The sequence below is a fragment of the Pseudomonas sp. Teo4 genome (assembly GCF_034387475.1).
In the GTDB taxonomy this organism is placed as follows: Bacteria; Pseudomonadota; Gammaproteobacteria; order Pseudomonadales; family Pseudomonadaceae; genus Aquipseudomonas.
Genome location: NZ_JAXCIL010000001.1, coordinates 401,245 through 414,872, shown reverse-complemented (window position 1 = coordinate 414,872; position 13,628 = coordinate 401,245). Strand labels below are relative to the sequence as shown.

8 protein-coding genes are annotated in these 13,628 nt (G+C 63.7%); 3 read left to right on the top strand and 5 right to left on the bottom strand.

What is annotated here, in order from left to right:
* Positions 1 to 44: 44 nt before the first annotated feature.
* From sthA to PspTeo4_RS02085, 3 genes are all read right to left on the bottom strand, one after another.
* Positions 45 to 1,439 (bottom strand): Si-specific NAD(P)(+) transhydrogenase, encoded by a 1,395-nt coding sequence (gene sthA, locus PspTeo4_RS02095; protein WP_322362072.1) that lies wholly within the window; start codon positions 1,437 to 1,439, stop codon positions 45 to 47.
* A 205-nt stretch (positions 1,440 to 1,644) separates the two neighbouring features.
* Positions 1,645 to 2,643: an FAD:protein FMN transferase gene (locus tag PspTeo4_RS02090; RefSeq protein ID WP_322362071.1), complete on the bottom strand. Its 999-nt coding sequence runs from the start codon at positions 2,641 to 2,643 to the stop codon at positions 1,645 to 1,647.
* A gap of 196 nt (positions 2,644 to 2,839) precedes the next feature.
* Positions 2,840 to 4,303: a glyceraldehyde-3-phosphate dehydrogenase gene (locus PspTeo4_RS02085; protein WP_322362070.1), complete on the bottom strand. Its 1,464-nt coding sequence runs from the start codon at positions 4,301 to 4,303 to the stop codon at positions 2,840 to 2,842.
* A 167-nt stretch (positions 4,304 to 4,470) separates the two neighbouring features.
* Between PspTeo4_RS02085 and mfd the strand changes: the two genes are divergently transcribed.
* Genes mfd through PspTeo4_RS02070 form a run of 3 tightly spaced genes read left to right on the top strand, consistent with a single transcriptional unit; the run spans position 4,471 to position 11,830 of the window.
* Positions 4,471 to 7,920, top strand: a complete 3,450-nt coding sequence (gene mfd / locus PspTeo4_RS02080; RefSeq protein WP_322362069.1) for a transcription-repair coupling factor — start codon at positions 4,471 to 4,473, stop codon at positions 7,918 to 7,920.
* Positions 7,921 to 7,929: 9 nt separating this feature from the next.
* The gene (locus PspTeo4_RS02075) at positions 7,930 to 8,502 is read left to right on the top strand and encodes a peptidoglycan binding protein CsiV (protein ID WP_322362068.1); all 573 of its coding nucleotides are present in this window, start codon (positions 7,930 to 7,932) and stop codon (positions 8,500 to 8,502) included.
* A gap of 1 nt (position 8,503) precedes the next feature.
* The gene (locus PspTeo4_RS02070) at positions 8,504 to 11,830 is read left to right on the top strand and encodes a DEAD/DEAH box helicase (RefSeq protein ID WP_322362067.1); all 3,327 of its coding nucleotides are present in this window, start codon (positions 8,504 to 8,506) and stop codon (positions 11,828 to 11,830) included.
* Between the two features lie 217 nt (positions 11,831 to 12,047).
* On the opposite strand, the gene nagZ is transcribed toward PspTeo4_RS02070, so the two are convergent.
* The gene (gene nagZ / locus PspTeo4_RS02065; protein ID WP_322364782.1) at positions 12,048 to 13,046 is read right to left on the bottom strand and encodes a beta-N-acetylhexosaminidase; all 999 of its coding nucleotides are present in this window, start codon (positions 13,044 to 13,046) and stop codon (positions 12,048 to 12,050) included.
* A 22-nt stretch (positions 13,047 to 13,068) separates the two neighbouring features.
* Entirely contained in the window at positions 13,069 to 13,593 is a 525-nt protein-coding gene (locus PspTeo4_RS02060) for a L,D-transpeptidase (protein ID WP_322362066.1), read from the bottom strand.
* Positions 13,594 to 13,628 lie beyond the last annotated feature (35 nt).

Here is a 13,628-nt window from a genome sequence, read left to right as displayed (position 1 = left end):
GAAATCGGTCTCCCCGACCGGCTCAGGCCACCGGCCGGAGCCGCTTAAAAAAGCCGGTTCAGGCCGTCGTAGGCAGCTACCCGATAGGCTTCGGCCATGGTCGGGTAGTTGAAGGTGGTGTTGACGAAGTACTTCAGATTGTTCTGCTCGCCCGGCTGGTTCATGATCGCCTGGCCGATGTGAACGATCTCCGAAGCCTGGTAGCCGAAGCAGTGCACGCCAAGGATTTCCAGGGTTTCGCGGTGGAACAGGATCTTCAGCATGCCCTGCGGCTCACCGGCGATCTGGGCACGGGCCATGCTCTTGAAGAACGCCTTGCCCACTTCGTACGGCACCTTGGCCTGGGTCAGTTCCTGCTCGTTCTTGCCGATCGAGCTGATCTCCGGAATGGTGTAGATACCGGTCGGCACGTCATCGACGAAGCGCCAGCTGCCATTGTCGACGATGCTGCCGGCAGCCGAACGGCCCTGGTCGTGAGCGGCGCTGGCCAGGCTTGGCCAGCCGATCACGTCGCCAGCACCATAGATGTTCGGCACGGTGGTGCGGTAGGCCTCGTCGACCTCGATCTGGCCACGGCTGTTGACCTTGATGCCGATGTTTTCCAGGCCCAGCTTGTCGGTGTTGCCGGTACGGCCGTTACACCACAGCAGAGCGTCGGCCTTGATCTTCTTGCCCGACTTCAGGTGCAGGATCACACCGTTGTCCAGGCCCTCGACCCGCTCGTACTCCTCGTTGTGGCGCACAGTGATGTTGTTGTTGCTGAAGTGGTAGCTCAGCGCCTGGGAAATTTCCGAGTCCAGGAAGCTCAGCAGCTGGCCACGGTTGTCGACCAGCTCTACCAGCACGCCCAGGCCGCTGAAGATCGAGGCGTATTCGCAACCAATTACGCCAGCACCATAGACAATCAGCTTGCGCGGGGTGTGGCTCAGGCTGAGGATGGTGTCGCTGTCGTAAACGCGTGGGTGGTGGAAGTCGATGTCGGCCGGGCGGTATGGGCGCGAACCGGTGGCGATGATGATGTGCTTGGCCACCAGTTTTTCGACCACGCCGTTAGGGCACACCACTTCGACTGTCTGCTCGTCAGCGAAGCTGCCGGTACCGAAGAACACATCGACGCGGTTGCGGGCGTAGTAGCCGGTACGCGAGGCGACCTGCTTGGAAATCACCTTCTCGGCGCTCTTGAGCACGTCCGGGAACGAGAACCAACGCGGCTCGCCGATGGCGCGGAACATCGGGTTGGTGTTGAACTGCATGATCTGCCGCACCGAGTGACGCAGTGCCTTGGACGGGATGGTGCCCAGGTGGGTGCAGTTGCCGCCGACCTGACGACGACTGTCGACCATTGCCACCTTGCGCCCTGCTTTGGCGGCGTTCATTGCCGCGCCTTCTCCGGCCGGGCCGGAACCCAGCACCACTACGTCGTAGTTGTAGACAGCCATGCGTACTCCTTCAGAACTGGCCCGCGGGTCACGGTGGCTCGCGGGGCTCGATCATGCCGCCAGGGGCGTCATGAGAAAATTCGGGTGCAGTCTAATCAAGCGTGAACGCCGCGCACATTAACCCTTGGTCGCGTCGTAGGCCATTTTTGCCTGCACTACATGTCGTTCACCAACTCCGTGGCGCCGATCATCCGTCCTTGTGCTTTCACTCGCCTTTCACCGCCCGCTCGAATGCAGGCGTAGCTCGGGAGACGAAGCCACCCTCTGCCCGAGTCACCAATACTGCGGCCAGCTCGTGCGCCACGGCGAATTCCCAGCCACGCTCAGGCCCAAGGATCAGCAGCAGGGTCGAATAACCGTCCGCTTGCAATGCCGAGGCATCGAGCACAGTGACCGCAGCCAAGTCATGTTCGACCGGGCGCCCGAGGCGGGCATCGAAGGTGTGCGAATAGCGGCGGCCATTCTGCTCGAAATAGTGGCGATAGTCACCCGAGGTTGATACGGCAAGGCCATTCACGGGAATGACCTGGCGGGCAATCTGGCGATCTTCACGGGGCAGTTCGAGGGCGATGCGCCAAGCACTGCCATCGGGCTTGTGGCCTACCGCCTTGAGTTCACCCGTAGCTTCGGCGATGAAGTTGGCGACACCCATGGCGCGCAGGCGTTCGGCGATCAGGTCGACCGCATGGCCGGCGGCGATGCTGTTGAAGTCCAATTGTACCGGCGCGTCCTTGCACAGCGCCTGGCCGTCGATGCGCAGGTGGCGATAGCCCACACGCTGACGGGCCTGGGCCAGAGCCTGCGGGTCCGGGACCTGTTCTGCACGGGCTTGGGGGCCAAAGCCCCAGAGGTCGAGCAGTGGCTCGACGGTGAGGTCGAAGGCGCCGGCACTCTGCTCGGCCAGGTGTTGCCCGAGAGCGACCAGTTCCAGCATGTCAGGTGGCAGTGCCAGGCACTGGTTGGCCGGGAGCTGATTGAAGCGGCTGACGGTGGAATCACCACGGTAGGTCGAGTAGTGCTGGTCGATGTCCTGCAGAATGGATTCGACGGCTGCCTGTACCTGGGCAGGTGCCGGGCCGCCAGGTTCGCGGACGTACTGGATGCTGTAGCTGCTGCCCATGGTCGGGCCGCCCAGGCGTTCCAGGGTTGGGCCCTGGTTGCAGGCGGTTAGCAGCATCAAGGTGAACAAAAGGGCTGTGCGCAAGGTGGGATCTCGATCGCCTGAACTGACCTCTTCGCGGCTAAAGCCGCTCCCACAGGATATTCCATTGCCCCAAGGACAGAGGGGATACCTGTGGGAGCGGGTTTACCCGCGAATAGGCCGATGCAGACACAATTAATGCAGGCCAAAAAAAACGGGAACCCGAAGGTTCCCGTTTTTTCATTGCCTTACAAGCGAATCAGTGTGGAAACGCTGGCGGGTTCACACCGGCCATCTCTTCCATCACGCGAACCACCTGGCAGCTGTAACCGAACTCGTTGTCGTACCAGACGTACAGGACAACGCGGTTATCGTTGGCGATGGTTGCTTCAGCGTCGACCACACCGGCGTGGCGCGAGCCAACGAAGTCGGTCGAAACCACTTCCTGCGAGCTGACGTAGTCGATCTGCTTGTGCAGTTCCGAGTGCATGGCGGTCTGGCGCAGGTACTCGTTGATTTCGTCGCGGCTGGTGGCCTTTTCCAGGTTCAGGTTCAGGATGGCCATCGAGACGTTCGGCGTCGGCACGCGAATGGCGTTGCCGGTCAGCTTGCCCTTGAGCACTGGCAGCGCCTTGGCGGCGGCAGTGGCGGCACCGGTCTCGGTGATGACCATGTTCAGCGGCGCGGCGCGGCCACGGCGGCTGCCCTTGTGGAAGTTGTCGATCAGGTTCTGGTCGTTGGTGAACGAGTGAACGGTTTCGACGTGGCCGTTGACGATGCCGTACTGGTCGTTGATGGCCTTGAGCACCGGCACGATGGCGTTGGTGGTGCAGGACGCAGCGGAGATGATCTTGTCATCGGCAGCGATGTCGCCATGGTTGATGCCGTGCACGATGTTCTTCAGCGCGCCCTTGCCAGGTGCGGTGAGGATCACGCGGGCAGCGCCCGGGCAGGCCAGGTGCTGGCCCAGGCCGTCGGCGTCACGCCATACACCGGTGTTGTCAACGATCAGGGCGTTTTCGATGCCGTACTGGGTATAGTCGACTTCGCTTGGGCTCTTGGCGTAGATAACCTGGATCAGGTTGCCGTTGGCGGTGATGGTGTTGTTGGCTTCATCGATGGTGATGGTGCCATCGAACGGGCCGTGTACCGAGTCACGACGCAGCAGGCTGGCACGCTTGACCAGATCGTTCTCGGCGCCTTTGCGCACGACGATGGCACGCAGGCGCAGGCCGTCGCCACCACCGGTTTTTTCGATCAGGATGCGCGCCAGCAGGCGGCCGATGCGGCCGAAACCGTACAGCACGACGTCGGTGCCTTTGCGCGCCGAAGCGTTCTGCTGGCCAACCACGTCGGCCAGTTCTTCACGCACGAACTGCTCGGCGCTGCGGCCGTTGCCTTCCTGCTTGAACTTGTTGGCCAGCTTGCCCAGGTCGACCGAAGCGGCGCCCAGTTTCAGCTCGCTCATGGCTTTGAGCAGGGGGAATGTCTCGTGGACGGACAGTTCGGTTTCGTCGGCTTGACGGTGACGCGCAAAGCGGTGGGCTTTGAGGATCGAGATAACCGAACGGTTGATCAGGCTGCGGCCATAGATCGAGCTCACCACGTTGTTATTGCGGTAGAGCTGACCGATAAGCGGGATCATCGCTTCAGCCAGAGCTTCACGATCGATCCACTCACCAAGACACTGGTCGGGCTTCTGAGTCACGGGAACCTTCCACATGTAGGGACAGAAAAAAGGGGCTACATTATGACGCCCCAACGCGTATCGGGCAATGAGCGCTTGTCGCCAGCGCCAGAGCGAGTGTTCATGCCCTTTCGAGCCTGACAGCGCGCACCGGCACCGGTACAATCGATCTCTTTGCCGCAACGCTTGGAGTGCAATCTCCCGTGTCAGTTCTGCGCCTACCGCAAATGTCGGCCACGGCCGGCAAACAAACCTGGGGCAACCTGCCCGGTGCCGCCCTCAGCCTTGCCATCGCCGAGGCCGCCAGCAACGCTGGCCGCTTCACCCTGCTGCTGACGGCCGACAGCCAGGCCGCCGACCGTCTGGAGCAAGAACTGCGCTTCTTCGCTCCGGACCTGCCGGTACTGCCCTTCCCCGACTGGGAAACCCTGCCGTACGACCTGTTCTCGCCACACCAGGACATCATTTCCCAGCGTATCGCCAGCCTCTATCAGTTGCCGGAGCTGCACCACGGCATCCTGGTGGTACCGATCACCACCGCCCTGCACCGCTTGGCGCCAACCCGCTTCCTGCTCGGCAGCAGCCTGGTGCTGGATGTGGGCCAGAAGGTGGACGTGGAGCAGATGCGCACGCGCCTGGAAGCCAGCGGCTACCGCTGTGTCGATACCGTCTACGAGCACGGCGAGTTCGCCGTGCGCGGCGCCTTGATCGACCTGTTCCCGATGGGCAGCAAGCTGCCCTACCGCATCGATCTGTTCGATGACGAAATCGAGACCCTGCGTACCTTCGACCCGGAAAACCAGCGCTCCATCGACAAGGTAGATTCGATCCGCCTGCTGCCGGCCCGCGAGTTCCCGATGCAGAAGGAAGAAGTGACCCGCTTCAAGGCTCGCTTCCGCGAGCGCTTCGACGTCGACTTCCGTCGCAGCGCAATCTTCCAGGACCTCACCAGCGGCATCATCCCCGCCGGTATCGAGTACTACCTGCCACTGTTCTTCGAAGAAACCTCCACCCTGTTCGACTACCTGCCGGACGACACGCAAGTGTTCTCCCTGCCCGGCGTCGAGCAGGCCGCCGAGCATTTCTGGAACGATGTCCGTGGCCGCTATGAAGAGCGCCGCGGCGACCTGACCCGCCCGCTGCTGCCGCCGGCAGAACTGTTCCTGCCGGTCGAAGACTGCTTCGCCCGGCTCAAGCAGTGGCCGCGTGTGGTGGCAAGCACTGAAGAGGTGGAGCCGGGCGCCGGCCGTGAGCGCTTCCCCGCCCGCGCCCTGCCCAACCTGGCCATCGAGGCCAAGGCCAACCAGCCGCTGGCCGAACTGGCCAACTTCCTCGACCAGTTCCCTGGCCGCGTGCTGTTCACCGCCGAATCGGCAGGCCGCCGCGAAGTGCTGCTGGAACTGCTCGAACGCTTGAAATTGCGCCCGCAGACGGTTGAGAGCTGGGCCGATTTCGTCACCGGCAGCGAACGCCTGGCCATCACCATTGCCCCGCTGGACGACGGACTGCTGCTGGACGACCCGGCCATTGCCCTGGTCGCCGAGAGCCCGCTGTTCGGCCAGCGGGTCATGCAGCGCCGCCGCCGGGAGAAACGCGGCGAAGCAGCCAACGATGCTGTCATCAAGAACCTTACCGAGCTGCGCGAAGGCGCGCCGGTGGTGCATATCGACCATGGCGTGGGCCGCTACCTGGGCCTGGCGACCCTGGAAATCGACGGCCAGGCCGCCGAATTCCTCACCCTGGAATACGCCGAGGGCGCCAAACTCTACGTGCCGGTAGCCAACCTGCACCTGATCGCCCGCTACACCGGCAGCGATGACGCCCTGGCGCCGCTGCACCGGCTTGGCTCCGAGGCCTGGCAAAAAGCCAAGCGCAAAGCCGCCGAACAGGTGCGCGACGTGGCCGCCGAGCTGCTCGACATCTACGCCCGCCGCGCCGCCCGCAAAGGCTATGCCTTCGCTGACCCGGCTGCCGACTACGCAACCTTCAGCGCCGGCTTCCCGTTCGAGGAAACCCCCGACCAACAGGCTGCCATCGAAGCCGTGCGCGTCGACATGCTGGCCGCCAAACCCATGGACCGTCTGGTCTGCGGCGACGTTGGCTTCGGCAAGACCGAAGTGGCCATGCGCGCTGCCTTCATCGCCGTGCACAGCGGTCGCCAGGTGGCGGTACTGGTACCGACCACCCTGCTCGCCCAGCAGCACTACAACAGTTTCCGCGACCGCTTCGCCGACTGGCCGGTGACCGTGGAAGTGATGAGCCGCTTCAAGTCGGCCAAGGAAGTGTCCGCAGCGGCGGCTGACCTGGCCGAGGGCAAGATCGACATCCTGATCGGCACCCACAAGCTGCTGCAGGACGATGTGCGCTTCAAGGACCTGGGCCTGGCCATCATCGACGAAGAGCACCGTTTCGGCGTGCGTCAGAAAGAGCAGCTCAAGGCCCTGCGCAGCGAGGTCGATATCCTTACCCTGACCGCAACGCCGATTCCGCGCACGCTGAACATGGCGGTGTCCGGCATGCGCGACCTGTCGATCATCGCCACCCCACCAGCCCGCCGACTGTCGGTGCGCACCTTCGTCATGGAGCAGAACAAGAGCACGGTCAAGGAAGCACTGCTGCGCGAGCTGCTGCGCGGTGGCCAGGTTTACTACCTGCACAACGATGTGAAAACCATCGAGAAATGCGCCGCCGACCTGGCCGAGCTGGTACCGGAGGCACGGATCGGTATCGGCCACGGACAGATGCGCGAACGCGAACTCGAACAGGTGATGAGCGACTTCTACCACAAGCGCTTCAACGTGCTCATCGCCTCGACCATCATCGAGACCGGCATCGACGTGCCTAGCGCCAACACCATTGTCATCGAGCGCGCCGACAAGTTCGGCCTGGCCCAGCTTCACCAACTGCGTGGCCGTGTCGGGCGCAGCCACCACCAGGCCTACGCCTACCTGCTCACGCCGCCGCGCCAGCAGATCAGCGCCGACGCCGAGAAGCGCCTGGAAGCCATCGCCAACACCCAGGACCTGGGCGCTGGCTTCGTCCTCGCCACCAACGACCTGGAAATCCGCGGTGCCGGCGAGTTGCTGGGCGAGGGCCAGAGCGGGCAGATCCAGGCGGTGGGCTTCACCCTCTACATGGAAATGCTCGAACGGGCGGTCAAAGCCATTCGCAAGGGCACCCAGCCGAACCTCGAGCAACCACTGGGCGGCGGACCGGAGATCAACCTGCGCTTGCCGGCGCTGATCCCCGAAGACTACCTGCCCGACGTGCATGCCCGCCTGATCCTTTACAAGCGAATCTCCTCGGCCGCTGACGAAGAAGGCCTGAAGGATTTGCAGGTGGAGATGATCGACCGCTTCGGCCTGTTGCCGGAGCCGACCAAGAACCTCATGCGCCTGACGCAGCTCAAGCTGCATGCCGAAAAGCTGGGCATCAAGAAGGTCGATGCCGGCCCCAACGGCGGCAAGCTCGAGTTCGAGGCCGAGACCCCGGTCGACCCGCTGACCCTGATCAAGCTGATCCAGGGCCAGCCCAAACGCTACAAGTTCGAAGGTGCGACCCAGTTCCGCTTCCTGGTGCCGATGGAACGCCCCGACGAACGCTTCAACACCCTGGAGGCGCTGTTCGAGCGCCTGACCCCACAGTCTGCTTAAGGAATACCCATGCGTGCCATCCGTTGCCTGACCTTGCTGCTGACGCTGTTCGCGCCGGCTGCCTTCGCCGAAGGCCTGTATCAGGTGGAAATGATCCTCGTGCGGCAGAACAACGTGCCTGCCTTCACCAGCCCGTTCGCCCCGGAAGACTGGAGCGCCGGCGCCCCGCGTCTGGAGAAGGACAACGAGCGCAAGGAAGCCCTGGACGACGAAGTGACCCGGCTTGAAGCCACGCCGAACTACACCGTGCTGCTGCACAAGGCCTGGCAACAGCAGGTGGGTAGCGAGCCCAGCCGTATCGCTCTGGGCGCCGGCAAAGAGCAGTTCGGCCACTTCCCCATCGAAGGCAACCTGAGCATCACCGAGGGCCGCTTCATCACCGTCGAGGCCAACTTCTGGGTCAACCAGCTGGACGGCAACGGCAACGTGCTGCAAAGCGAACAGTTCAAGCAGAGCAACAGCAACATGAAAGGCGGCCAGCTGACCTTCCTCGATGGCGGGCACCTGGCTGTGCTGTTGAAGGTGACGCCACCGGGCACACCGAAGATGCCGGTGATGGACCCGGAGATGATGGAGCAGTGATGTGAGCGCGGGTGATGCAGAAGAGCTGCTAAGGGCCTATCCACACTGGGTCGACCGATTCGACGCCGGCTCGCTTGCCCGCGGTCGTGATTATGCGGCACAGGAGCGAACTCGCATCCTGTCGGCGCATGGCATGTCCATCGAGTCGACCTGCAGAGGCTCGAAGGGGCAGACCTACAGCCAGACAATCAAGCTGTTCGCGAATGCCGGAGAGCTGCGCATTCTGGGAAACTGCAGTTGCCCGGTAAGCATCAACTGCAAGCACTGCGTCGCAGCGCTGCTGCTGGTTCAGAACGGTGCCAGCGAGCTGGACGCGCCGGTCACTCGCGAACAGGCCGCACTCTCGCTACCGCCCGATCTCAACCTGTGGGTGCAGGCGCTTGAAACGCCAGCCAAACCGGCGACCGCTCCCGAGCCTGCACGTAAAGGGCCGGCAATCTACTATCGGGTCCACATGGACCGCGAACACTGCCGACTGGAAGTGCTCAAAGGCACGCGCCAGCCTGACGGCACGCTGAAGCTTGCCCGTATCACATCGCTACCTGAGCTGATCTACTACACGCCACGCTACGTGACCGAAGACGACGCCCGCTTGCTGCGCCTGATAGATGCCCGCACCAAAGCCGTGATGCCGGTGGTCGAGCTGGAGGGCAAACAAGGCGCGGAGCTGTTTGGTTACGCATTGGCGACCGGACGGCTGCTGTACGAGCAAGATCAGTCGCCGCTGCTTGCAGGCCCCACGTTGCACGCCGACTTTCGCTGGGTCCGATTGGAAAATGGCAGTTACCGGGGCGCCTGGTACCACGATGAGCAACTGCAACTCCAGGCAATTCCCATCGAGCCACTTCATTACGTGGACCGACTAACGCATCGTACCGGCACGCTTGAACATGAACTCGACCCGTTCATTGCCAGCCAACTCGCCCGCGCCCCTACCGTTCCCGAACACCTGGTCGTCCCCTTGAGCCACCGTTTGAATGCCCTGAACCGCCAGGTGCCAACGCCAACCGCAGTGCGCAGCGAACAAATCGACAACATTCCACCCCGTGGACGGCTGACCCTCGGCAGTCTCGAGTTCAGCGCCTACATGCCCAAGACCGGCCGCATGCAGCGCCAGATGCAACACCGCGCCGCCCTGTCGTTCGACTATGACGGCCTGCGCACCAGCGGCAGTGACGACAAACCACTGACCCGCCTGGTGGACGCCACCAGCCAGCGCATTCGCCGCCAGCCCCAGGCTGAACAGGCCCTGCGCAAAACCCTGCGCGACCTCGGCTTCAAGGCCGCCACCCGGCAGAGTAAAGCCCTGCCAGACAGCGCAGGGGAAATGCTCCAACTGGCCGACGACGAAGCCTGGCTGCGTTTCGCCCGCAACGGCCTGCAGCGCCTGCGCGAAGCGGGCTGGGAAATCGACATCCACCGCGATTTCGCCTTCAACCTGCAAGAGGTGGACGACTGGTACGCCACCATCGACGAAGCCCCGGGCCACGAATGGTTCGACCTGGAACTGGGTATCGTGGTCGATGGCCAACGCCACAGCCTGCTGCCCATCGTGCTGCAACTGCTGCGCAGCAACCCTGAACTGCTGCGCCCCGCCGAACTGGCCCGGCGCAGCGACGACGAGCACCTGCTGATCGACCTCAACCGGGGCCGCCTTGACAGCCCCGCGCTGCGCGTCGCCCTGCCCTATGGCCGAATCAAAGCCGTGATGGGCACTCTGGGTGAGCTGTACCTGCACGAAGACTCCGCCGGCCCAGCACTGCGCCTGGACCGTGCCGACGCCGCGCGCCTGAATGACATCGCCCATCTGCCCCTGCAGTGGGAAGGTGGCGAACAGGTACGCGACCTCGGTCGACGCCTGCGCGATGCCCGTGACCTGCAGGTGGAGGCACCCGCAGGGCTCGACGCCACCTTGCGCCCTTATCAGCAACAGGGCCTGAACTGGATGCAGGCCCTGCGCGAGATAGGCACCGGCGGCATCCTCGGCGACGACATGGGCCTGGGCAAAACCCTGCAGACCCTGGCCCACCTACTGCTTGAAAAACAGTCCGGGCGCCTTGGCTCGCCTGCCCTGGCGGTCATGCCGACCAGCCTGGTGCCCAACTGGCTCGACGAAGCCCAGCGTTTTGCCCCGAGCCTGCGGGTGCTGGCCCTTCAAGGCCCGGGCCGCAACAAGCATTTTGCCTCGCTGCACGAATACGATCTGGTGCTGACCACCTACGCCCTGGCGCCACGCGACCTGGAACACTTGCGAGCGCAACCCTGGGCCGTTCTGGTGCTCGATGAGGCACAGAACATCAAGAGCAGCACCAGCAAGGCTGCCCAGGCCGTGTGCGAGCTGCAGGCCAGCCAGCGCCTGTGCCTGACTGGAACGCCCATGGAAAACAACCTGGGCGAACTGTGGTCGCTGTTCCACTTCCTGATGCCCGGCTGGCTGGGTGACCTCAAGCGCTTCAACCAGGACTACCGCACGCCGATCGAGCGTCAAGGCGACAGCGAGCGAATGGCGCATCTGGTCAACCGCATTCGCCCGTTCCTGCTGCGCCGGACCAAGGAGCAGGTGGCCACAGAGCTGCCCGCCAAAACCGAGATGGTCCACTGGGTCGAACTCAGCGACGCTCAACGGGACACCTATGAAGCCGTGCGGGTGGCGATGGACAAGAAGGTGCGTGAAGAAATCGCTCGCAGCGGCGCGGCTCGCAGCCAGATCGTGATCCTCGATGCCCTGCTCAAGCTGCGCCAGGTGTGCTGTGACCTGCGCCTGGTCAAAGGTGTGGAAACCAAGACCAATCAGGCCGACAAAGGCAAACTCGGCGCCCTCATGGAGATGCTCGAAGAGCTGCTGAGTGAAGGCCGCCGCGTACTGCTGTTCTCGCAGTTCACCTCGATGCTGGCACTGATCGAGCAGGAACTTGCCAAACGCGACATCCGCTACAGCCTGCTCACGGGCGACACCCGCGATCGCCGCGCTCCGGTAAAACAGTTCCAGGAGGGTGAAAGCGAAGTGTTCCTGATCAGCCTCAAGGCCGGCGGCACCGGGCTCAACCTGACTGCGGCGGACACGGTCATTCACTACGACCCGTGGTGGAACCCCGCCAGCGAGAACCAGGCCACCGACCGCGCCTACCGCATCGGCCAGGATAAACCGGTGTTCGTGTTCAAGCTGATTACCCGGGGCACCGTTGAGGAGAAGATCCAGCAATTGCAGCAGGAGAAAGCGGCACTGGCGGCAGGCTTGCTCGACGGCGGCCAGGCCGGCCAGTGGCGATTGGGGGATGACGAGATCGAGGCGTTGTTCGCGCCGTTGCCGGGCAAGCGCGGACGATAGACGTTGCCTGTACCGGCCTTATCGCCGGCAAGCCGGCTCCCACAATGATCTGAATGTCGTCGCGGTCATTGTGGGAGCGACTGTCTTGCGCTGCCTGTGCCGGCCTCATCGCTGCGGTTCGTCGCCACGACAAGCCAGCTCCCACAGGTACGGCAGTGATTTCAAGATCTGCGCGGTCCATGTGGGAGCCGGCTTGCCGGCGATAAGGCCAGCGGCCTCAATCGATCAACTGCGCCTCTTTCAACGCCCCAAGGGCCTCCAGCCAGCGAGGCTGCTGGCGGTAATCGGTCCGCGCAAAACCTTGCCCGCGCATCCGCGCAATCCGTGGCGACGGCTTCACCTTCAGGCGCTGCGCCGCGCTCAATGCAAGCTCCGCCGCCGCACGGTCGTTGCACACCAGGCCCATGTCGCAACCTGCGCTCAACGCTGCCTCGATGCGGTTCGCGGCATCCCCCACCACATGGGCACCGGCCATGGACAGGTCATCACTGAAGATCACCCCTTCGAAGCCCAGCTCGCCGCGCAGGATGTCCTGCAACCAGCGCCGCGAGAACCCGGCTGGCTGGTTGTCGACCTGCGGGTAGATCACATGGGCCGGCATCACTGCGGCAAGCTGGCCGCTCAGGCGTGTGAAGGGCACCAGGTCCGCCGCGCGCAGCTGCTCGAGGCTGCGCTCGTCGGTGGGGATGGCCACGTGGGAGTCAGCCTCGGCCCAGCCGTGCCCCGGGAAGTGCTTGCCGCATGCAGCCATGCCTGCTGCATTCATGCCGCGGATGAACGCGCCGGCCAGTTGCGTGGCACGTTGCGGATCACCCTCGAAGGCGCGACTGCCCACTACCGCACTGCGCTGGTGATCCAGGTCGAGTACCGGAGCGAAGCTCAGGTCCAGGCCGACCGCCAGCACTTCGGTGGCCATCAGCCAGCCGCACTGCTCGGCCAGGTACTCGGCATTGACATTGTCGGCAATCGCGCGCATGGCCGGCAGGCGAACGAAACCCTGACGCAGCCGCTGAACGCGGCCACCCTCCTGATCGACCGCCAGGATCAGATCAGGACGAATGGCACGGATGGACGCACACAATTCACGCACCTGACGAGGGCTGTCGATGTTGCGGGCAAAGATGATCAAGCCGGCCACTTCGGGTTGACGCAGGAGGTGTCGGTCCTCGGCGGTCAGCCATTTACCGGCGATATCCACCATCAGAGAGCCTTGCAGGCTGACGGTCATAGGGAATCCTTCATTGAAGACTGAGAGAAGCCCACTGGGGGCAGGCAGCCTCTTCGATACGTACCGGGCAATGGGCCGGCACTCGGTCGAACAGGCCAAGCAAATCTGTGTTGTGCAGGCGTATGCAGCCATGTGACAACGGCACGCGCAATGGTTCGATATCCGGCGTGCCGTGCAGGTAGATGTAACGACGGAACGTGTCGACGGCGCCCAGGCGGTTGACGCCAGGCTCGCAACCACTGAGCCACAGAATGCGGGTCAGGATCCAGTCGCGCCCCGGAAACTGCCCGTGCAGCAGCGGCGTCCAGACCTCGCCGGTCCAGCGTCGCCCGCTCAACACCGCATTGACAGGCAGGTTGGCACCTATCTTCGCACGCACCTGATGCAGGCCACGCGGCGTGCAGCCTGAGCCATTGCGCTCTCCTGCGCCGTTGCGCGCCGTGGAAACGTCGAGGCGAAGCCGCAACTGCCCACGGGTGAAGCCGTAGAGGCGCTGGTCAGCCAGGGAAATGTGCAGGAAGTCGAGGTCAGGCATGGGCGCTAGCTTAGCCGAAGCGCCCTGCCCCGCCC

Bases quoted from the DNA above. Each gene is read 5' to 3' on its own strand.
- PspTeo4_RS02085 (WP_322362070.1), bottom strand. From the start codon at position 4,303: ATGTGGAAGGTTCCCGTGACTCAGAAGCCCGACCAGTGTCTTGGTGAG.
- PspTeo4_RS02075 (WP_322362068.1), top strand. From the start codon at position 7,930: ATGCGTGCCATCCGTTGCCTGACCTTGCTGCTGACGCTGTTCGCGCCG.
- PspTeo4_RS02060 (WP_322362066.1), bottom strand. From the start codon at position 13,593: ATGCCTGACCTCGACTTCCTGCACATTTCCCTGGCTGACCAGCGCCTC.
- sthA (WP_322362072.1), bottom strand. From the start codon at position 1,439: ATGGCTGTCTACAACTACGACGTAGTGGTGCTGGGTTCCGGCCCGGCC.